General features: G+C 47.7%; 24 protein-coding genes and 3 pseudogenes. 23 read left to right on the top strand and 4 right to left on the bottom strand.

Going from position 1 to position 23,218, the window contains the following annotated elements:
• The first annotated feature begins 158 nt into the window (after window positions 1-158).
• Together ACVS9P_RS02185 and ACVS9P_RS02180 are read left to right on the top strand one after the other, a co-directional pair.
• Window positions 159-521: a DUF7768 domain-containing protein gene (locus ACVS9P_RS02185; RefSeq protein ID WP_452104011.1), complete on the top strand. Its 363-nt coding sequence runs from the start codon at window positions 159-161 to the stop codon at window positions 519-521.
• Window positions 508-1,221: an antirestriction protein ArdA gene (locus ACVS9P_RS02180; RefSeq protein WP_452104010.1), complete on the top strand. Its 714-nt coding sequence runs from the start codon at window positions 508-510 to the stop codon at window positions 1,219-1,221. The genes ACVS9P_RS02185 and ACVS9P_RS02180 overlap by 14 nt, the downstream gene beginning before the upstream one ends.
• Here ACVS9P_RS02180 and ACVS9P_RS02175 read toward each other — a convergent pair.
• Window positions 1,218-1,670, bottom strand: a complete 453-nt coding sequence (locus ACVS9P_RS02175; protein WP_452104660.1) for an AraC family transcriptional regulator — start codon at window positions 1,668-1,670, stop codon at window positions 1,218-1,220. The two genes, ACVS9P_RS02180 and ACVS9P_RS02175, sit on opposite strands and share 4 nt — an antisense overlap.
• Before the next feature lie 144 nt (window positions 1,671-1,814).
• Here ACVS9P_RS02175 and ACVS9P_RS02170 point away from each other — a divergent pair, with 144 nt between their 5' ends.
• Window positions 1,815-2,288: a PcfB family protein gene (locus ACVS9P_RS02170; RefSeq protein WP_452104009.1), complete on the top strand. Its 474-nt coding sequence runs from the start codon at window positions 1,815-1,817 to the stop codon at window positions 2,286-2,288.
• Window positions 2,278-4,107: a VirD4-like conjugal transfer protein, CD1115 family gene (locus tag ACVS9P_RS02165; protein ID WP_452104008.1), complete on the top strand. Its 1,830-nt coding sequence runs from the start codon at window positions 2,278-2,280 to the stop codon at window positions 4,105-4,107. Before ACVS9P_RS02170 ends, ACVS9P_RS02165 begins: the two co-directional genes overlap by 11 nt.
• A gap of 23 nt (window positions 4,108-4,130) precedes the next feature.
• On the opposite strand, the gene ACVS9P_RS02160 is transcribed toward ACVS9P_RS02165, so the two are convergent.
• Window positions 4,131-5,285, bottom strand: a complete 1,155-nt coding sequence (locus ACVS9P_RS02160; RefSeq protein WP_452104007.1) for a hypothetical protein — start codon at window positions 5,283-5,285, stop codon at window positions 4,131-4,133.
• Window positions 5,286-5,472: 187 nt separating this feature from the next.
• Here ACVS9P_RS02160 and ACVS9P_RS02155 point away from each other — a divergent pair.
• From ACVS9P_RS02155 to ACVS9P_RS02135, 5 genes and pseudogenes are all read left to right on the top strand, one after another.
• Window positions 5,473-5,607 (top strand): annotated as a pseudogene (locus tag ACVS9P_RS02155) (Maff2 family mobile element protein); the annotation flags it as partial.
• 426 nt (window positions 5,608-6,033) lie between these two features.
• Window positions 6,034-6,669 carry a TetR/AcrR family transcriptional regulator gene (locus ACVS9P_RS02150; protein WP_452104006.1) on the top strand — a complete coding sequence of 212 codons (636 nt, stop codon included), beginning with the start codon at window positions 6,034-6,036 and terminating at the stop codon, window positions 6,667-6,669.
• Between the two features lie 4 nt (window positions 6,670-6,673).
• Entirely contained in the window at window positions 6,674-7,465 is a 792-nt protein-coding gene (locus ACVS9P_RS02145; RefSeq protein WP_452104005.1) for an EFR1 family ferrodoxin, read from the top strand.
• Window positions 7,462-8,295, top strand: a complete 834-nt coding sequence (locus ACVS9P_RS02140) for a M23 family metallopeptidase (protein ID WP_452104004.1) — start codon at window positions 7,462-7,464, stop codon at window positions 8,293-8,295. The genes ACVS9P_RS02145 and ACVS9P_RS02140 overlap by 4 nt, the downstream gene beginning before the upstream one ends.
• A gap of 588 nt (window positions 8,296-8,883) precedes the next feature.
• Window positions 8,884-9,015: pseudogene (locus ACVS9P_RS02135) on the top strand (Maff2 family mobile element protein); the annotation flags it as partial.
• Between the two features lie 214 nt (window positions 9,016-9,229).
• On the opposite strand, the gene ACVS9P_RS02130 reads toward ACVS9P_RS02135, so the two are convergent.
• Window positions 9,230-9,778: a helix-turn-helix domain-containing protein gene (locus ACVS9P_RS02130; protein WP_452104003.1), complete on the bottom strand. Its 549-nt coding sequence runs from the start codon at window positions 9,776-9,778 to the stop codon at window positions 9,230-9,232.
• Between the two features lie 138 nt (window positions 9,779-9,916).
• On the opposite strand from ACVS9P_RS02130, the gene ACVS9P_RS02125 reads away from it, so the two are divergent.
• From ACVS9P_RS02125 to ACVS9P_RS02070, 12 genes and pseudogenes are all read left to right on the top strand, one after another.
• Window positions 9,917-10,615, top strand: coding sequence for an AzlC family ABC transporter permease (locus ACVS9P_RS02125; protein WP_452104002.1), 699 nt, complete (start codon window positions 9,917-9,919; stop codon window positions 10,613-10,615).
• Window positions 10,612-10,950, top strand: a complete 339-nt coding sequence (locus ACVS9P_RS02120) for a branched-chain amino acid transporter permease (RefSeq protein WP_452104001.1) — start codon at window positions 10,612-10,614, stop codon at window positions 10,948-10,950. Before ACVS9P_RS02125 ends, ACVS9P_RS02120 begins: the two co-directional genes overlap by 4 nt.
• A 34-nt stretch (window positions 10,951-10,984) precedes the next feature.
• The gene (locus tag ACVS9P_RS02115; RefSeq protein ID WP_452104659.1) at window positions 10,985-11,560 is read left to right on the top strand and encodes an HD domain-containing protein; all 576 of its coding nucleotides are present in this window, start codon (window positions 10,985-10,987) and stop codon (window positions 11,558-11,560) included.
• A 428-nt stretch (window positions 11,561-11,988) separates the two neighbouring features.
• Window positions 11,989-12,366, top strand: a pseudogene (locus ACVS9P_RS02110) (sigma-70 family RNA polymerase sigma factor); the annotation flags it as partial.
• A gap of 29 nt (window positions 12,367-12,395) precedes the next feature.
• Window positions 12,396-14,684 carry a VirB4-like conjugal transfer ATPase, CD1110 family gene (locus ACVS9P_RS02105; RefSeq protein ID WP_452104658.1) on the top strand — a complete coding sequence of 763 codons (2,289 nt, stop codon included), beginning with the start codon at window positions 12,396-12,398 and terminating at the stop codon, window positions 14,682-14,684.
• Window positions 14,665-16,695 (top strand): CD1108 family mobile element protein, encoded by a 2,031-nt coding sequence (locus ACVS9P_RS02100; protein ID WP_452104000.1) that lies wholly within the window; start codon window positions 14,665-14,667, stop codon window positions 16,693-16,695. Before ACVS9P_RS02105 ends, ACVS9P_RS02100 begins: the two co-directional genes overlap by 20 nt.
• Window positions 16,696-16,708: 13 nt before the next feature.
• Window positions 16,709-16,978, top strand: coding sequence for a DUF4315 family protein (locus ACVS9P_RS02095; RefSeq protein ID WP_452103999.1), 270 nt, complete (start codon window positions 16,709-16,711; stop codon window positions 16,976-16,978).
• Window positions 16,975-17,745, top strand: a complete 771-nt coding sequence (locus tag ACVS9P_RS02090) for a DUF4366 domain-containing protein (RefSeq protein ID WP_452103998.1) — start codon at window positions 16,975-16,977, stop codon at window positions 17,743-17,745. Before ACVS9P_RS02095 ends, ACVS9P_RS02090 begins: the two co-directional genes overlap by 4 nt.
• A 202-nt stretch (window positions 17,746-17,947) precedes the next feature.
• Window positions 17,948-18,331 carry a cysteine-rich VLP domain-containing protein gene (locus ACVS9P_RS02085; protein WP_452103997.1) on the top strand — a complete coding sequence of 128 codons (384 nt, stop codon included), beginning with the start codon at window positions 17,948-17,950 and terminating at the stop codon, window positions 18,329-18,331.
• A 139-nt stretch (window positions 18,332-18,470) separates the two neighbouring features.
• On the top strand, window positions 18,471-19,058 hold the full coding sequence (locus ACVS9P_RS02080; RefSeq protein WP_452103996.1) for a defense against restriction DarA-related protein: 588 nt from the start codon (window positions 18,471-18,473) through the stop codon (window positions 19,056-19,058).
• A 177-nt stretch (window positions 19,059-19,235) separates the two neighbouring features.
• A complete protein-coding gene (locus ACVS9P_RS02075; protein ID WP_452103995.1) occupies window positions 19,236-19,424 on the top strand; it encodes a DUF4316 domain-containing protein in 189 nt (62 codons plus the stop codon).
• On the top strand, window positions 19,421-19,768 hold the full coding sequence (locus ACVS9P_RS02070; RefSeq protein WP_452103994.1) for a plasmid mobilization protein: 348 nt from the start codon (window positions 19,421-19,423) through the stop codon (window positions 19,766-19,768). The genes ACVS9P_RS02075 and ACVS9P_RS02070 overlap by 4 nt, the downstream gene beginning before the upstream one ends.
• Before the next feature lie 39 nt (window positions 19,769-19,807).
• On the opposite strand, the gene ACVS9P_RS02065 is transcribed toward ACVS9P_RS02070, so the two are convergent.
• Window positions 19,808-21,160, bottom strand: a complete 1,353-nt coding sequence (locus tag ACVS9P_RS02065) for a caspase family protein (protein ID WP_452103993.1) — start codon at window positions 21,158-21,160, stop codon at window positions 19,808-19,810.
• Between the two features lie 198 nt (window positions 21,161-21,358).
• On the opposite strand from ACVS9P_RS02065, the gene ACVS9P_RS02060 reads away from it, so the two are divergent.
• Together ACVS9P_RS02060 and ACVS9P_RS02055 are read left to right on the top strand one after the other, a co-directional pair.
• Entirely contained in the window at window positions 21,359-21,649 is a 291-nt protein-coding gene (locus tag ACVS9P_RS02060; protein ID WP_452103992.1) for a CD1845 family protein, read from the top strand.
• Between the two features lie 180 nt (window positions 21,650-21,829).
• The gene (locus ACVS9P_RS02055) at window positions 21,830-23,131 is read left to right on the top strand and encodes a relaxase/mobilization nuclease domain-containing protein (RefSeq protein ID WP_452103991.1); all 1,302 of its coding nucleotides are present in this window, start codon (window positions 21,830-21,832) and stop codon (window positions 23,129-23,131) included.
• Window positions 23,132-23,218: the final 87 nt, after the last annotated feature.

The following is a 23,218-nucleotide window of genomic DNA, read 5'->3' as shown; positions in this document are numbered from 1 at the left end:
GAAGCGGCCTTGCTCTTGACGGCGGGCTCCGGCTGTGCTTCCCTGCGGCCATGCGACGGGGATTATTCCCTTGAACCGCTTCCTTTCCAAACGTGGAAAGGACGGGAGGATAGGTTGACATATTCAACGCAACGGAAACGGAGGTGCTTTCTATTTCTATGAAAAGGCCATTGGCATACATCACAGCCGCGTGGAGCGGCGATCAGGACGCGGACGCGAAACAGGCGGCGCGGTATTGCAGAAATGTATACGAGGCCGGGTTTTCCCCAGTCTGCCCCCTGCTTTACCTGCCCCTCATTCTCAACGACGCTATCCCGGAGGAACATAAAAGCGGCATCGACATCGGGCGCGACCTTCTGCGTCGTTCCCATGTGCTGGTCGTTTGCGGCGACGGCGTGAACGAGGATATGAAAAACGACATTGCCACGGCTGGACGGCTGAACATCACGGCGACCACGCTGGACGGCATTCTGACGGTCAAGGGGCAGGGCCGCGGGGAGGCCGGTAATGAGCGCGATTGAAGCCTTTGTCACCAATCTCGGGCGCTACAACGAAGGGCTTTTGGATGGGGAGTTTTTGAAGCTCCCCGCCACAACCGAGGAAGTGCAGGCACTTTTTCAACGAATCCATGTGGACGGCGTTCAATACGAGGAAATTTTCATCACGGACTACGAAACCAATGTTTCCGGCCTGTACGACTGCCTGCCCGAATACGCCGATCTGGATGAACTGAATTATCTCGCCGCCCTGTTGGACGATCTTAACGAGGGCGACCGGGAAAAGTTTGAGGCCACCCTTTCCTGCGGCGACCATTCAAGCAGCCTGAAAGAGTTGATCAACCTTGCGCAAAACCTCGACTGCTACGAATATTACCCCGGAATCTGCGACGAGGACGATTTGGGCCGCTATATGATCGACGAAATGGGCGCGCTGGAAGTGCCGGAATACCTGGAAAACTACATCGACTACGAGGCATACGGGCGGGATGTGTCATTGGAGGACGGCGGCACGTTCACCGAAAGCGGCTATATTGTGGACACCGGTGACCGTTTCGTGGAGCTTTACAGCGGCAGGGACGATCTGCCGGATGAATGCAAGATTTTCGCGTACCCCGCGCCGGAAAAATCCATCCGCGACACGCTCAAACAGTATCAACAAATGATCGACGCCGCGCCGGTTTCCCAAAAAGACCGGCCCGTCAAAGCAGAAGAACGAACTTAAACAGGAACGCAGATTTCACACAGGTGTTTGTCGATCATGGTGGAGATATACCGTTCAAGGATAGGATGGGAAACGTCGGGTTGTTGGCCCTGAGCTGATAGCTGAACGAAGATTTCGCCCCACGCTTTCTGAATCGCTTCTGCGGTATGGTCAATCGTAAAAACGGCGTATTTCCCGCCGGACAGTTCCGCGACGTTTACATCGGTATCCGTGGTTGTAAACTGTTCTGGAATAACGATGCCGACATCATAGCGGCAGCTTTCAGGTGGCGTCACTGCGGGGTTATCCTGTGAAATTCCCAAGATAACCGCCGATGCTGTGAACAAGCCGTTTGCTTTCGCCCATTCTTTAAACTTCTTCATGAGAGCGTAGTTATCCGCCCCGTAAGGGCCGACCCGACGCATATATGCGATACGGCTTTTGGACATTTCTTCAATCTGATAAGTCATGTTACCACTCCGAAATTCATTGGTATATCCAAACGGTAACACGCTTTAAAAATTTTTTCAACAACTCTTTTAAAAGCACGATTTCATCTGAATGTTGACACTTCGGGCCAACTTGGCCCGAAGTGACGAAAGGAGGCTGATTGTTTGCAGGAAGATATAGAGCGCCGGACGATTGTCGTTTCGATCAATGCAGCGAAACTCACGGGCCGGACGCTAGCAAAGGTATTGGCGGCGGTTGTGCGTAAGATCCAAAAGGAACACCGTAAGGCGCAGACTCCGCAGGGCAGGCAGAGCGTGAAAAAGCTCATGAACCACCGCGTTTCCACCAACAGTCTTGATCTTTCCGGCGATACCAAGCTGTTTGACCGCGTGGCCCGGAAATACAACGTTGATTACGCCTTCCACAAGACCGGGCCAAACAAATATCTGCTGTTTTTCAAGGCCGGACAGGCCGACGCTATCACGGCGGCGTTTTCTGAGTATACCAAGCTGGTAATGGGGCGGGGCAAAAACAGGCGTCCGTCTATTCTCCAACAACTCAAAAATTATGGGGACAAGGCGCATTTGCGGCCCCGCGAACAACAGCGCAAACGGGAGGCGACGCGGAATGAGCGATAAAATCCGCAGATTTGTTCTGCCGAACATTCCATACCTGTTCATCTTCTGGTGCTGCCTGAAACTCGGCACGGCCTACCGCCTCGCGGCGGGGGCCGGTTTCGGGGAAAAGCTGATCGGCATGGTACAGACCATCGGCCCGGCGTTTCAAACGATAACGCCGGGCCTCGCCGCATCTGATTGGCTGGTCGGCCTTTCCGGGGCCGTTATCCTCCGGCTTGTTGTCTGGCACAAAATAAAAAACGCCAAAAAGTTCAGAAAGGATGTGGAATACGGGAGCGCCCGATGGGGAACGGCGAAGGACATCAAGCCGTTTATCGACCCGGTATTCAAGAAGAACGTCATTCTCACCGGAACTGAATTTCTCACGATGAACACGCGCCCGAAAAATCCGGCCAATTCCCGGAACCTGAATTGTTGCATCATCGGTTCGTCCGGCTCAGGTAAAACCCGCTTCTGGCTGACTCCGCAACTGCTTCAAGCCCATTCGTCCTATGTGGTGGTTGACCCGAAGGGCGGCATTCTTGGACAGGTCGGCGCTTTTTTGAAACGGCAGGGCTATAAAATCAAGGTGTTCAATTCCATCGACTTTGCCCGTTCGATGCACTATAACCCGCTTTCCTACATCAAGACGGAATCGGACATTTTGAAATTTGTCAACGCCCTGATTACCAACACGAAGGGCGACGGCAAGGAGGGCGACGAGTTCTGGACGAAAGCGGAAACCCTTTTGTACTGCGCTCTTGTGGCCTACATCGTCTTTGAAGGGCCGGAAGAAGAACGCAACATGAATACCCTTGTGGATATGATCAACAGCATGGAAGTAAAAGAAGATGATGACAACTTCAAAAATGCCGTGGATTACATGTTCATGGGGCTAGAGAAACGGAACCCCAATCATTTCGCCGTTCGGCAGTATAAGAAGTATAAACTCGCCAGCGGCAAAACGGCCAAAAGCATCCTGATTTCCTGCGGAGCGAGGTTAGCCCCCTTTGACATCCCGCAGCTTCGGGAGATCATGAGCTACGACGAGCTGGAGCTAGACCGCATGGGCGATCGGAAAACGGCGACGTTCTTCATCATCAGTGATACCGACACGACATATAACTTCATTGTCGCACTGGCTTTTTCGCAGATGTTCAATCTTTTGTGCGAACGGGCCGACAACAAGTACGGCGGGCGCTTGCCCCATCATGTGCGGGTGCTTTGGGACGAGGCCGCGAACACGGGACAGGTGCCGCAACTTGAAAAGCTGGTGGCCGTCATTCGCTCCCGTGAGATTTCGCTGTGCCTGTTTTTACAGGCGCAAGCTCAATTAAAGGCACTGTATAAAGACAACGCCGAGACGATTTTAGGCAATATGGATTCGGTCATTTTCTTAGGGGGTCGGGAGCATACCACCGTCAAGGAGCTTTCGGAGGCTTTGGGAAAAGAGACGATTTCCATGTATACCGAGAGTGTCACGCGGGGTATGCAGGAGAGCCACGGCCAAAATCTGCAACGGCTCGGTAAAGAGCTTATGACGATGGACGAGCTGACCACGATGGACGGGAGCAAGTGCATTTTGCAACTTCGGGGCCTCCGTCCGTTCCTCTCGCCCAAGTACGACCTGAAAAAGCACCCGAACTACAAGTACACCGCCGAGGCCGACAAGTGCAACAGCTTCGACATTTCTTCCCTGATTAACCGGCGAATGAAAGTGAAGCCGGATGAAATATATACCGTTTACGAGGTAGACGCGCCCGGAGAGAACGCCGCCGCAAGAGAAGACGATGACATCCTCAACTACGACGATGTAGACGACCCGGATACGTTTGCATAACATCGGGCCAACTTGGCCCAATATTATGTAATCTCATAGAAATCTGGATCAAAAATAAATTCACTTCCTGTTTCATCTAACCACGTATTGGCTAGTTTAAGAAGATTGCTCACACAATTTGAGAAAGGCTCAATTGTATTATCGTTTATTCTATAAGGGGACAATAAATACTTTTCATCAATTCGCGGCATTGTTCCTGAATACAATACTTGACCCTCGTCTACTCCAACTTTTTTAAGCAGGAGATATGAGTTGGCAGGGTTATTAGGATTCATGCTTTGAGCCGAAACGACCTTCAGAGTAGGAGAAGGTTCTATGACCGAACTAAATAATCTTAGCTTAGCTCTATCAGAAATTAAGTATTGATATTGTCTTAGCCAATCTAAAGTTTTTAGGACTGTTAATGTCCAGTCTAGAGGATAAATGTTAGAGGTTGTAATTGTTGTATATATATTTTCTAATAGTTTTTTTACTTCACTCAAATCGTTGTGAGCAAAGAATCCCAAAATAGCTTGCCGCTTATTAAGCATTGCAGATATGTCGTTTTTACCCAATGACAATAATTCTTTTGTCTTCGCTAAAGCGCCTGACATTGTAACTGTACGATAAAGGATACAACTTATTTGTTTTAGTATTTCCAACAAACAATAGTCAATTTTGCCTTTCATATGATCCTTTAATGGATTGTATAAAAGTCCCCTAGAATACATCATTTTAATTGCTTCTGAAAGCCCTTTTGATACATTTGATTTTTCTTTTTCTACATCAGAATTGTAAGAAAATATCCTTCGATGCTCTAAATCAAAAGGAATATCTGCAAGGCTTCCATACTTTAAGTTATATAGACAAATTATTTTGTCCCAACCTATTGTTTTAGCAGCATATCCCAATTCAAGTAAAACATTTGAATTGGGACATTTTCTTCCCTCATAATCCGGGTTTATTATTGATATATCGCAAATAAAAATATCTGACCTAGCTATCTTGTCGAATATAACTTCCGCTATGTCAGGTGCACCGGTTGCTCCCTTAGTATCACGGTCATAAGCAATAGTTAATCCAGCAACAATTTCTGTTTCACTGGTTTTTATCGCTTTTAAAATGCAGGTCTCAATAAATGAACGATTATCTTTATTTGGCAAATCTGATTGCCACGAATAGAAGACATTACATTTCATGCTTTTCACACTTCCTTCTAATATTAGGAGTTATTTTTATTATATCAATCTATTAGGCACTCGGCAACGAGAAAGGAGCATTTTCTTATGGTTCGCGCGCCACCTGATGATTTAATGTATCCCTAAATCAAAGCCGCCAGAAATGGCGGCTTTTTTGCGCTCAAAACTAAAAATGGAGGTAAAGTCTATGCAGTTTTTTACAAGTGCGGTCAGTACATTGCAAACCCTCGTTGTCGCGCTGGGCGCGGGCCTTGCCGTGTGGGGTGTGATCAACCTTCTGGAAGGGTACGGTTCAGATAATCCAGGAGCAAATGCGCTGGGCCCATAAGGAAGCAAACACCGAACATGAAAATAACTGAATAGACTGCTGACAGATGAATGTATAAGCCTATTAAACAAAGGAAAGTCGGACAACGGATTTGCAAGTTTTAGGTCCTATATTTTGCCTAAACTTTATCGTAAATACGCAAAGCATCACGGGCATTTATATGATAAGACAAGAACATTTTGATAGGGCTTCGGGCCAGCTTGGTCCGAAGTTGAACAAGGAAGAGCGACCGCGAATGACGCAACATAGCCGGGCTTGGGGTGGCAAGTGCCAATACACTTGCCTACTTTCCGGTTAGCGGATGCTTAAACTATCCCATATTCAGGGTGAAAATTTTTATTGACCTATTAGGTAAACTGCAGTATAATGATATTGACCTAATAGGTAAATGTCGAGTAAAACTTTAAGGGAGTATCATGTATGCCTACAAAACTATTGGATTTAGAACCTCCAAGGCGTAACGCTATCTTGAATGCAGCGTTGAAAGAATTTGCGTCAAGAGGATTTGACAACGCTTCAACAAATGTAATTGCAAAAGAGGCAGGGATTTCTAAAGCACTAATGTTTCATTATGTAAATAATAAACAGGAGCTTTTTCTGCTTGTGTATGACTACTTTTCCATACTGCTTGACAAAGAGTATTTTGCGAAAATGGATTTTTCGGGAAAAGATATCTTTGAGAGATTGCGCCAATCCTATCTGCTTCAAATTGATTTGATAAAGCAATATCCTTGGATTTTGGATTTTAACAAACTTTCTGTTATGACAAACTCTGATGAAGTCAACAAAGCCCTTGAGGATAGGGCCAATAAAAAGCAATCATCATGCTACAAGCAAATATTTGACAAGATAGATGTTTCTAAATTCAGAACCGGTCTGGATATTGACAAATGCAAACAAATCATCCTTTGGACTAATGTTGGATTTACTAATGAAATATTAGATGATATTAGAAATTCGCAAACTTTGAACTTGGATTACCAACATATCATTACAACACTTGATGAATTCTTTGATGAGCTTAGAAAAATTTTCTATAAACCGAGCATGGAGTAAAGCTATGGGTACAAAGATTTTTTATTTTTCTGCTACAGGTAACTCCTTACAAATTGCTCGAAATATAGCAAGCGAAATGGATAACGCTGTTGTTCTACCGATGGCTGGAAGCAAAATAAATGAATTTGTGGGGGGAGTGGGAGAAACTATTGGGTTTGTATTCCCTGTTTACTTTAACGGCCTGCCACGACTAGTTAAGCGCTTTATTGAAAATCTTGATATAGCTCCGAGCACTTACTGCTTTGCAATTGCTAATTCTGGCGGTACACGGTCAAATTCATTGGGCACATTGGATAACATTCTCATTTCTAAAAATCTTCGTTTGTCTTTTGCAGATGAGATTAAGATGCCGTCGAATTACATTATTGCTCATCCTCTCCCTGATAAAGTGCATACGGAAAACCTGATTGTTAAAGCTACCATGAAAACAATAGAAATTGCGGAATCTATTTCTAACCATGAGTTAAAGTCGGCCAAACACAGAGCAAAGATATGGAGCAAAATTGTTAACTACAATTTTCTTTATAAGAATGCATACAAATGGGATAAAAAATTTTGGGCTACAAAGAAATGTACAGGTTGCGGCTTGTGTGTCAAGGTATGCCCTGTAAAAAATATTAAAATGGAAAATCGACTTCCATTTTGGCAGCATAACTGTGAAAAATGCCTTGCATGTATTCATTGGTGTCCAAATGCGGCTATTGAGTATGGTAGAAATACAATTGAACGCACACGGTATCGCAATCCTGATATTAAGGCCGAGGATATTATCAATGAATTTGGAGATGTGGAATGAGTGAAAGGTGCAAATCGCCTAACAACCTTACAGCGTGGAAGCGAAAAAAGCACATCAGTATCGTACTGGCACTTGCCCTTTTAGCACTAATAATTTTCAATAATGTAGGTAAAGTACAGACGGATAGGATTGATGAGATGCTTGAAGCACGTAAGCCGATAATTGTAGAGTTCCCTTTAAGGGGGGAATGGCTTTCTCCTAACACTCCGGGAACTAAAATTCCGAGTCACGGAACAAACCGGTTAGGAACAAGATACGCTTATGACTTTATACAAGTGGATTGGAAAAGGAAGGGCTTGCCCGCCTATCGCGTTAGCTTTCCACAATATCTTCTTTTGGGGGTTCCCTTAAATGAATATTATTGTTGGGGCCAGGAAGTATATGCACCTTGCGACGGGATCATTGTCCAAGCAAAGGATGATTATAAAGAACGAGAACGAACAAATTTGCTTTCAGATATAGCTTACGCTTATAAAATTGCTCATTATTTCGATCCGAAGAAAGACGACATACAATCAGTTGCCGGCAATTACATCATTATGAAATGCGGCGACCAAGTATATGCTGCGCTAGTTCATCTTCAAACAGGGTCTATTAAGGTTTCAGTTGGCCAGAGCGTAAAAAAAGGCGAAGTTATTGGTAAAGTGGGTGATTCAGGCAATTCTTATGCGCCACATTTGCATTTTCAGCTTATGGATAGCAGTGACATATCTACTGCAAACGGGTTGCCTTGTGCTTTTGAACAATATGAAGTATTCCAAGATGGTGAGTGGAAAAAAGTGGCTAACGGTATTCCCACAGATAAAGATAGGATAAGGTTTGATTCCTAAATCTGTCTGAATATCTGATTAGTAGTAACCATAGATTGAATTGTAAATTAAGAAGCCAGTCACTTCGGGCCAATTTGTCCCGAGGTACATAAACTAAAAAAGTTAACGTACTCGCCGCATAAGCGGAAAAGGAAAAAACCGTTGTTCGGCGAGGGGATAGTTATGTCATAAAAGTACTTCATTGATGAACAGCGGTTTTGACTGAAATCAAAGCTGCTGTTCTCTGCATATTAGATGGCTTTATAATGTGCGTCCTTTTTATATCCGGCGGCTTTGGGAATGGGGTTTTCTGTGTACACAAAGCCGCTTTTTATTGTTCGAGAGGTGCCGTCACTTTACAGTGACGGCTTGGCGTAGCTGATGTTCTAAAAATATATAACTTCAAAAAATTATATCAAAAAGCGGGTTACTACTGCGCTCATTTTTCATTTAGCACCTTGCAGGGACTTTACTGCACAGGTGTTTTTTTATATGCCAAATTTTCGGACAAACCCTTATAGTACTTCGGGCCAACTTGGCCCGAAGTGCGCCCCTGCTGCCAGAAATGGCGGCTTTTTTCATTTTCAAAACAGAATTGGAGGTAGTATTATGAGTTTCTTTCATTCCGCAATCGGCGTTCTCCAGACCCTTGTGATCGCCCTCGGCGCGGGCCTTGCCATTTGGGGCGCGATCAACCTTCTGGAAGGTTACGGCAACGACAATCCGGGAGCAAATGCACAAGTTCCATACTACTGGTGATTCGGTATTAGAAATCTTTCGGAACTCCTATTCTTTTCTTAGCGTAACCCAAACTATCAAGGCCAAGCTGAAAAAGCGGAGTGTGGCCACAACAGGCACACCCCGCTTTTTTACGGCCTTAAGGCCGCAAGCCCCCGTAGGGCGTTCTCCCTCGTGGGTCAGATACTTTAAAAAAGTATCCTAAAGAGACTTTGCTTTACGGGTAATAGTTAATTATGACACAGGTAAGTAGCTTATCTTGCTGGTTGATGTAAGTATGATGCGCTGAAGAATCAAAACAAATTGTATCTCCTTCCAGTAGAGTATAATTTTTACCTTTCGTATTTAAAATTAATTCTCCGCTAGTGACATAAATATATTCCTCGGATTTTTCCGAATGCCCAATAGATTCATTTGATGAATGAGGGTCTAATTCTATGCGAAACATCTCAAAGTTGCGAGTTGGTGTATTTGCATAATAGCAAAATACACGATAATTAGTAGTCTCATTCATCTGTTCAATGCATTCAGACATTTTTACAACCACAGCATTATTAGGAGCCTCGTCGATCAGCTTTGTATATGGAACTTTAAGCCCATTAGCAATTTTCCAAATGGTATTAATTGTAGGGTTAGTTTCACCTTTTTCAATCTGTGAAAGCATTACCTTGCTTATGCCGGATAAGCCAGCCAACTGGCCTAAGCTCAAATTCCTTTCAGTTCTTAATTTATTAAGGTTTGCAGCAATTATATTATTTAAGTCCATAAAATATCCTTTCTAGACTTGACAACTATACTTAACAATCGTAAAATATAAATTACATATATATTTTACCCATTATCTCTATTTTACGCACACTATAACATAAAATCAAGATTTAAAGGTAAGAAAAGAGGTTATTTAATGGTTAAGAGAAAAGCACTAAAAGCTGCTTTTCCATATACAATTCCAATTGGTGCAGGCTTTTTAGCGCTAGGAATCGCTTATGGAATTTATATGAACAGTAAGGGTTTCTCCTTTGTATATCCCATGCTTATGAGCCTGTTCATTTTTGCAGGGTCAATGGAATTAGTAACTGTGAGTTTGCTATTATCCACTTTTAACCCTTTATATGCTTTTCTATTAACAATAGTGGTGAATGCAAGACACTTATTTTATGGAATTTCTATGCTTGAGAAGTATAAAAATGTTGGAAATAAAAAATGGTATTTAATATTTGGCATGTGCGATGAATCATTTTCTATTAACTGTTCTGTCACACCGCCTCAAGATATAGATAAAGGCTGGTTTATGTTTTTTGTTACATTATTAAATCATATTTATTGGGTTGTCGGTGCTACCTTAGGCGGAATCCTTGGCTCTTATATAAAATTCAATACAAAAGGAATTGACTTTGTTTTAACTGCGTTGTTTGTAGTCATTTTTCTAAACCAGTGGAATGAAGCAAAAAATCATTTGCCAGCTTTGGTCGGCCTATTATCGTCGGCAATTTGTCTATTGATTTTTGGTTCAAGCAAATTTATGATTCCGGCAATGATACTTATAATATTTAGCCTAACGGTATTAAAAAGTCATACTGAAAGTAGAGCGATATTAAAATGACCATGTCTTTAGGACAAAGCATTATAACAATTATTATGGTTGTTATAGGAACTGTAACTACAAGATTTTTACCTTTTTTTGCATTTCCAGCAAATAAAACGCCACCGCGCTATATTCAATATTTAGGTAAAGTGTTACCTTCTGCTGTAATAGGCCTGTTGGTAATCTATTGTTTGAAAGATGTAACTTTCTTTTCTGGCTTGCATGGATTACCAGAGATAATATCAATTTTATGTATCATCATTCTTTACATATGGAAGAAAAACACTCTGGCGTGTATTGTCTTAGGTACAGTAATTTATATGGTTCTAGTGCAGTTTGTCTTTGCTTCGTAAGTCATATTAAAATATATTAAGAAGGAGAATTATGATGGGAAAAGAACTCACACGGCAAGAAGCTTGGGAATTATTAAAAGAGTATACTAAAACCGCTGCATTGCGAAAGCATGCACTCACTGTTGAGGCTGTTATGAGACATTTTGCGAAAATCAATGATGAAGATGTTGAAAAATGGGGTATAGTTGGCCTTTTACATGACTTGGATTATGAAAAATACCCAGAAGAACACTGTAAAAAAGCAGCGGAGATATTGAAGGCTGAAGATATAGACGAGGAATATATTCATGCCATTTGCAGTCATGGTTATGGAATATGCTCTGATGTAGAGCCGCAAAACCAAATGGAGAAAACACTATATACCATCGACGAATTAACTGGACTCATTACAGCTGCTTGCCTTGTGCGACCTTCCAAAAGTGTCCTGGATTTAGAAGTTAAATCAGTGAAGAAAAAATTCAAGCAGTTAAGTTTTGCAGAAGGGGTTAATCGAACAGTAATTGAAAAAGGCTGCATGCTTTTGGGTGCGAATCTCGATTATATTATTCAGGAAACAATACTTGGTATGAGAGAAATCGCTCAAGAAATTGGACTTAAGGGTAATCTATAAAATCACTTCTCTATAGTATTTTATCATGGTCAACCTTACAAAAAAAACCGTAAGTTTGGCCAGTATGCAGTTATGACAATTTTCCCTTTTATCCTTCCAGACTACGGTTTGGAGGGATTTTTATATGCCTTCACTTTTTTTCATTAGGCCGCAAACCTGCGGCCTCGCGTGACAGGCGGATATCTTTTTTGAATACTTTATAGCCTGTGTTAATGCTTCAAAAAAAGCCTAACTTTTTCCGCGGATAATTCCGCCCTTTTTACAAGTTTATTAACTCACAGAAATAGGGAATGTCAGTTTCTGTTCGCTCATTGGGATACCCTCCCATTGAGCGCTTTTTTATTTCTGATTGGCATTTTACACCGTTGCCGTTCGCCTCCCGCCGTCTTTTCTGGATTTTGAAAACATTCAGGAAGGACGAAAAAATTATGGATGTTCATATCAAAATTTGCGGACAAAGCGTAAATGTGGAAGTGTCCGTCGAAGTCGGAGAATATCTTGATCGGGCCAACCACAAAACCGAGAACCTGTTTCACGAGCAGCGCCGCCATTGGGACGGGCGCGAGTTTGACGAGTACATCATCGCTCGCGAATGCAGCCGGAGTTATTACGAAACACCGGAAGATTGGCTCTGCCGAAAAGAAACCCTTCGGGAGATTACGGCAGCATTGGAAAGCTGCACAGCAAAACAGCGTTATCGTTTTCTGCTTTTTGCTCTGGAAGGACTGAGTTGTTCCCAGATTGGTAACATCTGCGGCTGTTCCAAGTCCGCTATTATGAGAAGCATTGAAGCGGTTAGAAGAAAGGGCGCGGGCCGCAGACGGCACAGCAGACCATTCCATATATTGAAATGCTCCGGGACGGCATCTGCAAGGTGCGGGAGGGCTTCTATACCAAAACCGTCGAGTACGAGGACATCAACTATTCGGTCGCGTCGGCGGACGATCAGGCCGCGATCTTCGACGGCTACTGCGCGTTCCTGAATTACTTCGATTCGGCCCTGCCGTTTCAGCTTTCCTTCATCAACCACCGTTCCCGGCCCGAAAACCGATACAGCGTCAATATCCCGCCGCAGCACGACGAATACGACGCCATTCGCGGCGAGTATGTGGAAATGCTTACAGGGCAGATCGCCAAGAGCAACAACGGCATCGTCCGTTCCAAGTACATCACCTTCGGCATCGAAGCAGACGGAATCGGCGCGGCGCGGCCCCGGCTGGAACGGGTAGAAGCCGATATTATGAGCAATTTCAAAAAGCTCGGCGTCCAGTCCCGGCCCCTCGCCGGACGGGAACGGCTGGAAGTGCTGCACGGGCAGCTACACCCGAACAGCCGGGAGCCATTCGTTTTCTCATGGGGCGATATTCCGAAAACGGGCATGGGTACGAAAGACTTCATTGCCCCCACGTCTTTTGATTTCAGACAGGGCCGCGCTTTCCGTGTCGGCGGCACGACATGGGGCGCGGTTTCGTATATGCAGATTTTGGCGTCGGAGCTTTCCGACAAGCTCCTCGCGGAACTTCTGGAAATGGACGCTGAAATGACCATCACCCTGCATATCCGAACGGTTGACCAAACTAAGGCCATCAAGGCGCTCAAGGGCAAAATCAGCGACATCGACAAAATGAAGGTGGAAGAACAGAAAAAAGCCGTGCGGGCGGGCTACGACATGGACATCCTGCCGCCTGACCTCGTCACCTTCAGCAAGGACGCGATGGCCCTTTTGGGCGATTTGCAGAGCCGGAATGAGAGGATGTTCCTGCTTACTTTCCTTGTACTCAACACGGCCCCCACGCGCCAGCAGTTGGAGAACGACATTTTCACCGTGGCGGGTATCGTGCAGAAATACAACTGCGCGCTCAAACGGTTGGATTTCCAGCAGGAGGCCGGATATATGTCGAGCCTGATTCTCGGCGGCAACGGGATTGAGATTCAGCGCGGCATGACCACAAGCAGCACGGCGATTTTCGTCCCTTTCATGACGCGGGAACTGCGTATGGGAGGCCCGGCCATTTACTACGGGCAGAACGCCCTTTCTCACAACGTCATTATGGCCGACCGGAAAAAGCTTAAATCGGCCAACGGCCTCTACCTCGGCTCGACCGGCAGCGGCAAGAGTTTCGCCGCCAAGCGGGAGCTTATCAACGTGTTCCTCGCCACAAGGGACAGGATAATCGTGGTTGACCCGATGGGCGAGTACGCGCCGCTCGTCCGGCGGCTCGGCGGTCAGGTGATCGACATCGCGCCGGACAGCGCCCACCACATCAATCCGATGGACATTCAAATGAGCATGGCCGACGAGGAAAGCCCGCTTTCGCTGAAAGCGGATTTTTTATTGTCACTTTGTGAACTGATCGTCGGCGGCAGGGACGGCTTGCAACCCATCGAGAAAACGGTGATCGACCGATGCGTCCGTCTCGTCTACCGGAATATCGCCCTCGGTATCGACACGGAGAAAATGCCCGTTCTGCAAGACCTGTACGAACTTCTCTGTAAGCAGCCGGAACCGGAGGCAAAGCGTATTGCGACGGCGTTGGAGCTTTACTGCACCGGCTCCCTCAACCTGTTCAACCATACGACCAACATTACCCTGAACAACCGGATTGTCTGCGTCGTGCTCAAAGGTTTGGGGGAAAACCTGCGGAAAATCGCCATGCACATTACGAACGAGCTTGTCACTTCGGCGGTCAACGCTAATTTCCAACACGGCATGGCGACGTGGTGCTACTTCGACGAGTTCCATATCCTGCTTCGGGACGCTCTGACCGCCAGCTATTTTGTGACGGTCTGGAAGATGCTGCGGAAGAAAGGCTGTGTGCCGAGTGCCTTAACGCAGAATGTCAAAGACCTCATGGCGAGCCGGGAAATTGAGAATATTCTTGAAAATACCGACTTTATGATTTTGCTTTCACAGGCGCAGGGCGACCGGCAGATTTTAGCCAAACAACTCAATATTTCCACGCATCAGCTCTCTTACATCACCCACAGCAATCCAGGTGAGGGCCTTTTATTCTATGGGAACACCACCATTCCCTTTGTAGATCGCTTCCCGAAGGACACCGAAATTTACCGTTTGCTCACAACCCGCCCGGAGGACTTAGCCAATGAAGCAAAGCAGGAATGAGGATAGCGGCGGGCCGGAGAATGACACGGTTCGCCGCTTTCATATCGAGGATCACCCCATCACACAGGACGCGCCGCCGTCTGCGCGGGATGGTTCGATCACTTCGGGCCAAGTTGGCCCGAAGTCGAAACGGCGGTTTTCCGCCGCCAATAGCTCTTCGATTTCCGAGACGCCGGACGCTTCGCCATCTGCGCGGAATAGTTCCGGTACTTCGAGCCAAGTTGGCCCGAAGTGGAAACGGCAGTTTTCCGCTGCCGATAGCCCACCAATTTCCGACACGTCGGATGCACCGCCGCTTGAAAAGGGTGGTTCCTCCCCTACGGGCAGGAGCAAATTTCGCCCACATAGTGAACAGGCCCGATTCTCCGACCGTCTGCGCCGTGAGGAAAAACCACCACCCGACGAGGATGGTGGCCCCGCCGACAAAAAGGCGGAGTGGAACGACAGACGGTTTGAAAAGTCAAAGTTCCGGGCCGAAAAGACCGGCGCGAAGCTGGACGCTGCCCGCGAAAAAGCGGCGGCGCAGAAACCGTCCCCCGAGCCAAATCCGGCGAAAGCAGCCGTCAAAAAGGCGGCGGCTGGCGCGTGGTACTATGCCCATCAGAAAATTCATGAGGTGGAACAGGAAAACGTGGGCGTAGAGGCCGCGCACAAAACGGAGCTTGCCGGGGAAAAAGCCGTCCGGGGCGCTTCCCGTTTTGTAAAGCACCGCATCCGAACCCGACCGACCCGGAATGTCACTAAATGTGAACGCCGCGACATCCGGGCAAAAGCGGATTTTGAGTACCGCCGAATGGCGCGGGAGCACCCGGAGCTAAAGGGAAACGCGGTTTCCCGGTTCTTTCAGAAGCAGCGTATCAAACGGCGGTATCAGAAACAGGCGCGGGCGGCGGGGAAAGCCACAACCGCAACGGCGAAAATTGCCCGCGCCGCCGCTGCCTTTATGAAACGTCACCCGGCTGGGCTTTTGATCGCGCTGATCGCTTTTCTCCTGATTTTGGTCCTGCAATCCTGCATGGCATCCATGACCACCATCGGCAACGGCCTGATCGGAGCCGTGGGCGCGGGAACCTATCCGTCTCAGGATTCGGACATGCTGGCGGCGGAGGCGGCGTATTCCGGCATGGAAACGAAACTGCAAAACGAAGCCGACAAATACGCGACGCTCCATCCCGGCTACGACGAGTATCATTTCAATCTTGGTAAGGTTGAACACGACCCCTATGTGCTGATCTCAATTTTAAGCGCCCTGCACGACGGGGCGTGGACACTGGACGAGGTACAAAGTACCATTTCCACGCTGTTTGGGAAACAGTATCAGCTTACGCAGTCGGTTCAGACGGAAACACGCTATCGGAATGAAACAAGCACAGTGACGAACCCGGACGGCAGCACGTCCACTGTAACCACGCAGGTTCCGTATACCTACACCATCTGCACTGTGACCCTGCACAACGAGGATTTGTCCCATCTGCCCGTTTCGGTTCTGACGGAGGAACAGCTTTCCCGGTATGCCTTTTACACGAAAACCCATGGCAACCGGCCCGACCTGTTCCCGCAATCGCAGTACCCGAACGCCTCCACCCTCGAACCGTACACAAATTACGACATTCCCGCAGAATACATGTCGGACAAAACCTTCGCCGCCATGATGGCGGAAGCGACAAAGTATCTCGGCTACCCGTATGTGTGGAGCGGTTCCAGCCCGGAAACCTCGTTCGACTGCTCCGGCTACGTCAGTTGGGTGATCAATCACAGCGGCTGGAACGTGCGACGGCTCGGAGCGCAGGGCCTTTACGACATCTGTACGCCCATCCCCGCGTCCGAAGCGAAGCCCGGCGATTTGTTTTTCTTTGAAGGAACCTACGACACTACCGGCATTTCCCACGTCGGCATCTACGTCGGTGACGGCAAGATGATCGCGGCGGGCGACCCCATCGGCTATTCGGATATCACAACAAGCTACTGGAAATCTCATTTTTATGCCTTTGGCAGATTGCCGTCACCATGAATGGAGGGATTTTATGAACGCGAAAATCGAGCGCGTCAACAAGGACATCGACAAGACCAAGGAAAAAATCAACGAGTTTCAGGCCCGGCTGCGGGAGTTGGAAAAGCAGAAAACCGAGCTTGAAAACATCGAAATTGTGGAGGCCGTGCGCGGCACGGACATTTCTCTGAACGACCTCTCGGCTGTCTTAAAGGCGCTCCGTGAGCAAAACGGGACGCTTATCACTTCGGGCCAAGTTGGCCCGAAGTCAACCAATACCGACAAAAGGGATGAAAAAGAATGAAAAAATTTTATAAGCTGGCGGCGCTCTGCACCGTCCTCGCGCTGACATGCTCGTTTACCACCGTGGCCTACGCGGCGTCGGTAACGAATGAGCCGGTAAACTCAACATCTTCAATGCCGGTAACAACGTCAAGCTCGGCGGCGGCTTCCGGTTCTTCCGCCGCATCGACGGATTTATCTTTAACGTCCGGCACTTCCAGCGCGTCCACCGTCTTTACGCCCGCCGGAACCGGAACGGTGGTCAACACCGCCACCGACAAGGACGGCAAGGAATTTTACACGATCACGACCCCGGACAAAAACGTGTTCTACCTTGTCATTGACCGGCAGCGAGACGGCGATAACGTGTATTTTCTCAATGCCGTGATGAAAAAAGACCTGCTGGCGCTGGCTGAAAAATCCGGCGGTTCTTCCGGCACGACCGCAAGTGAAAGCACGACTGCCGCAGGCACATCTTCCGGTTCCGCGCAGACAACGGCCTCCGGCACCGCGCCGCAGGCTGGGACGGAACCTTCTGTAAAATCTTCCTCCGCGCCGCAGAGCAACAACATGGGGACGCTCCTGCTTGTGCTGGCGGTCGTGGTGATCGGTGGCGGGGTCGGGTACTATTTCAAGATTTACCGCCCGAAGCATCAAAAGGATGCGAGTGAGGACGATTTCGATTACGCCGACGAAAACGGTTCCGACGATGCGGAAGATTCGGAATCCGACGAGCTGCCCGAGAGCGAAAACGGCGACGACGAAAGTGGCGGGGGCGGTGAAGCATGAACTTCACCGACAGCCCGTTTGAACGGATGATGAAGCAAGTCCCCCGGCCCTGCCGGGGGACTGTTCGTAAGCCGCCGCCCGGTTCTCCCTGCCGGAATTGCGAGTATTGGACAGGCGCGCCCTGCGTCGGCATCTGTTACCGCAAATTACTTCTTTCGCGGAGGGGGGCAACTTCGGGCCGACTTGGCCCGAAGTGAAACGTATGGAAACAGCCGAAACTGCATCCCGCGAACTAACCCGAGACGAGCGCGCGGGCATCCGCAGGCTGGCGACGGGCATGTGCGCCAACTACGACCCGGAATACGGCTGTCTGCCGCTGGAATGTCCCTGTTACATGCTCGGCAAATGCTGGACGGGCGCATACTGCCGGTATTTTCAGAACGCGGTGCTCCCGTTGGATTCTGCTTTGGAGGCCAAGCTGACGGACAGCGCCGGTACAGTTTCCCAAAAGATTTGTCCTGTCTGTGGGACGGCGTATATCCCTGTCACAAATCAGGCGTATTGTTCGGAGGCTTGCCGTATGAAGGGGAAACGCGAAGCAGACCGACGCCGCCAGCGACGGCACAGGCGAAAACAACAGGGATAAAGGGTCACAGAATTAGCCGGAAAACGCCTGTGTTTATGCGGCTTCCCGGCCCCGGTTTGGGGGGAAGTGGTATAAATCCCTATCCCCCTGAAATCGCGGGTAATATCGTGACATTTTCCCATATGGAACGGAGGCAAAAATGAGTGATATTCCATCCACGGAGAAGGTCCATGGCTACGAAATAAAAAAGTCGGTTCTTTTTGAGAACGATAGGGGCTTTGCCCTTGCCGAAAATCCGAACGCCCCGCAGCCCTTTGTCACATGGCAATTTACCGAAAACGAGGGCGGCAGGAGAGAGTTTTACTGGGGCCATTATACCCAAAACGCCGATTCGGCGGCAAAAGATTTTGAAAACCGCGCTGCCGAATACCAAAAGGACTACGGCGTTTCCGAAAAATCAGCGCGCCCCACGCCGGATGTCTATAAATATTACTCCACGCAGCGGCCCGTGGACATCGGTACGTTCCCCAAAACAGAGAACGGCCCCGCCGAGATCGTTAATTTTGATCAGCGTGAAAACGTGGAAAACGGCAAGTTTCAGGCGTGGGGCTATCTTCTGTACCGTGCGCCCCTGACAGAAAAGCAGATGGCCGACTACGAGCTTCGGGCTGCGCCCGGCAATCCCGACCGGTTCCAGCTTACCCCGGAGCAGTTGGAACAGCAAGCACAGGTTGTCGGCAAATGGGAACAGGCAAAACATATTCCCGATGCAAAGCGGCTGACCTAGTGGTATCCAGACCTCGGCGTGTTTGTGAAAAACGAGCTTATTTCCGATACGGAGCTTTCCAAACGTTATGAAAAGGTTATGGAAAGCAAAGCCCGTGCCTGCAAAAAATACGGAGAAGGACAGATAATCGGACTTCGGGCCAACTTGGCCCGAAGTGATGCGAAGGAGGATTTTTCTATGGACGATAAAGACAATTACCTGAGAAACGCGGAGCTTTCCACCGAACAAAACTATGACATGATCGACGGCAACCCGAACAACACGGCATTGCCGGTTCCCCCGTCCATCCCCGTGCCGAAGAAAAAACCGCTGGACAGGGTGAAGGAACCGCCTCGGCGCAAGCGGAGCCGGGAACTGGAACGGTGAACGCCCACAAGCGCAAACGCGGCGTTCCCCTGTACGTTTGGGTGAATCAGGACGAATACGATACCATTCGCCAGCGTATGGAGGAAGCGGGGACGCAAAATCTGAGCGCCTATATCCGCAAAATGGCACTCAACGGTTATATCCTGAATGTGGACCTTGCGCCCGTCCGGGAGCTTGTTTCCCTGCAACGCAGATGTGCCGACAATCTGAATCAGGTTGCCATTCACGCGAACACCTACGGCGTGTACCCGGAAGAGATCAAGGTACTACAAAAAGGCTATACCAAATTATGGAGTTTACTATCCAAACTGTTAAGGGATCTGGCAAATATCGTGGAGAAGTAAAGTATAGGGACGTAGCCTGTGTGGCTACGTCCCTATTTTTTAAGAGGCATGAAATTCAATGGTATTTCCATTAATGGGATTGAATTTTACATATTTTCCGACAAGATTTCGGCATCGGTCACCAACAATAGATAAATCAACGCCTGTAACCGTGGCAAGCACAGAATAAGCGTCCAGTGATTTGAATTTTGTTGTATTACTATTAAATGGAATTATTGCTACTCCATTTTTAACTCCGATGTTGCTAAATGGAATAGAACCATTTATCTTTCCATAAAGTTGAAAATTGTCAGGGAGATTTGTTCGGATTTGTATTTCGTTACTTTTGGCATCAATCATAAACCTTACTTCAATTTTCTTTTCTTCATCTGGCATGGGCTTTTGCATATCTAGAGGCAATGGGGGGATTTCACCCAAGCGGATAGAGCGGCCACGGTATTGCCATGTATAGAATTCATCTTGCTCCAAACCATGTTGTAGCATACCCCAGAAAGCAATCAATTTTTCATGGCTTTCGGAAAGGCTTCTTGTGACATGGCAACGTTCTGCATCCAATTTCAAATATTTATAAATGGCATCTAGAACACTGATACCACAGAACTGAGCTGCATCTATAAAAACTAAATCGTCACCTGCAAAGCATCCATATTTGTCTACATACATATCGCCATATTTATCAACAAATTTTAATACAGATAATCCTACATCATCTCGTGTAACCTGTTCATTTAGGGACACATAGCTCATCAGTCCATTTACACTATTTGATATTTGTCTACTATATTTTAGATATAGTGCAGCACGGACATTTGTGAAAAGTTGATCTATTGAAATGTTTGGTTCCAATATGTTTTCACACAATGTTTCAGTGAAATAGCTGCTTTGCGAAGTACAAGTAGAATAATGGCCAAACTGTGTGGCGTAAGCGATATATGTATCTTGTGGTGCAATCATCTCTGAATAGTTGCAGCTATAGGTCGGAGTAAGATTATCACGACAGGCATCAACAATTATGAGCAATTTAACTTTTCGAGGAAAAGCAGAAGATAATGTTTTTATATTCAATGCGCTGTTTTCAATAGGCAAGCCTTGGTCTAGATTAGCACCAAAATCGACCGTATATAAATAGTTTTCCCCTCTGCTATGACCACCATGTCCAGAAAAATATATAACATTTAGAGAATCGCATGGGGCTTCTTGAGCAAATGTCTTAATCTTTTCAATTGCGTCAGTTAAGCATAAATCCATATATGCTATTGTTTCAAACTGCAACTGCTTCAACTTTTTTTCTAATGTGCAAACGTCAAACTCTGTACTTGGCAAATTAGAAGCTGTAATTGAACGGCTTCGTTGATAGTGAAACATTCCCAATAAAAACGCTCGTTTTTCCATAAGCTTAATTCCACCATTCCGAAGTATTTATCAAGATTATTATATTGCAACTCCTAATGCTGAACAAGTCTAGATTTAGTTCAGATCAATTTGGCTTGAAGTAATAGGACAAGATCGGTGCGGCCTCGACAACATTGTTAGCCCCCCTTCATTGATGGTAAAATATAGGTATAGGGACCATTGAAGGGAGCTGTATTTATGAAAATCCTGTTCAAATTGTTTGCAGTGCCGTTCATGCTGGCGCTGACCGTTTCCGTACCCGTACTGACCTTTTTATTCTGCTATGCCGTGACGTTTCTGGAGATTGTTTCGGGGATTGGGGCGTTGATCGGCGTAATCATGCTGTTCGCTGTGGGAAAATTCGACGGCTGTGTGATTCTGGCACTCTCGTTCCTCATTTCCCCTCTCGGCATCCCCGCCATAGCGAAATGGCTGATCGACAGGTTAAACGGTCTGAACTATCTGCTCCGGGACTATATTATGAGCTGAAATATTCCGGTTCAACTTCGGGTCAACTTGGCCCGAAGTTGTTTTTTGCGGGAAAGGAGGTAACTACATGGCAACCACGCGCCTGATAGCGCGCCATATCAGCAGGGGGAAACTATCGCGCAATCCCTCGCGGACAGTTTCGATTACGGGCAGAACCCGGAAAAAACGCGGGGCGGCGAATTGATCTCCGCCTACAGGTGCGACCCCAAAACCGCCGATGCGGAATTTTTGTTGAGCAAGGCACAGTACAAGGCAATCACGGGTCGGGAGCAGAAAAAGGACGCGGACATCCTCTGCTATCAGATTCGGCAGGCGTTTCTTCCCAGCGAGATCATGCCGGAGGAAGCCAACCGGATAGGCTATGAAACGGCTATGCGCTGGACGAAAGGCAATCACGCTTTTTTCGTTACCACTCACATTGATCGGCATCACATTCACAACCACATTTACTACAACTCCACGAGCCTTGACTGCACCCGGAAATTCCGGGATTTTATCGGCTCGGCGCGGGCTGTGCGTCGGCTCTCCGACCGGATTTGCCTTGAAAACGGTCTGTCCTATATTGCCCATCCGAAGCTGCACAGCAAGGGAAAATTCAAGCATTATGGAGAATGGCGGGGCGACAACCGACCGCCGACCTTTCAGGAACGTCTGAAAGCACAGATAGACGCTTGCCTTGCCGAAAAGCCGCCAGATATGGAAGCCTTTTTTCAGGCTATGTCGAAAGCTGGCTACGAGGTAAAGCGTGGGCGCGGCGGCACGATCAGCTTTCGGGCCGAGGGGCAAAAACGGTTTACGCGTCTGCGTTCGTCCACGCTCGGAAAAGGTTATGGCCCGGAGGACATACAGGCGGTAATCGAGGGCCGGGCCGCTCCGTCCGGCGGGCTTGCCGAAAGCACCCGTAAGGTCAACCTGACTATAGATATTCAGTCCCGCATGAAAGATGGGAAAGGCCCCGCTTACGAACGGTGGATGGAAATATATAATCTGAAACAGATGGCCGCGACGCTCCAATATTTGCAGGAAAATGGCTTGTTGGAATACGGGCAGTTGGAAAAACGGGCGGCTGAGGCCGCAGATCGCTTTCACGTTCTTTCCGAACAGATCAAGTCTATCGAGGGCGCTATGAGCGCCAACGCAGAGTTAAAGGGTGCGGTGGTGAATTACGCGAAAACCCGGCCTATGTTCAACGGTTACAAGGCCGCGAAATACAGCAAAAAATATCTCGCGGAGCATGACGCTGAAATCGCGCTTTACCGGGCGGCGCAGGAGACATTCCGGCGCGTTCTGTCCGGGGCGAAGCTCCCGAAGATGGATGCGCTCAAAGCCGAATATCAAAAGCTGGCGGTGGAAAAACGGGCCGCATACAAGGAGTACCGCGCGGTGCGGAAGGACATGCAGGAGGTAGTTACGGCGAAAGCCAACATCGACCGTCTACTCAGCCTGACGGACGCGCAGAAAAACAAGGAACAGGAGCGATAGCGACGGTGACGCAACAACAGGCGCAGAGCGCCGACTTCGGGCCAAGTTGGCCCGAAGTCGCAGGGTTTGGGGCGGCTGGCCCCAACA

It is taken from the genome of Caproicibacterium sp. NSD3 (assembly GCF_053613275.1).
The sequence above is the reverse complement of the archived record's forward strand: the minus strand, read 5'-3'. Positions and strand labels throughout refer to the sequence as shown.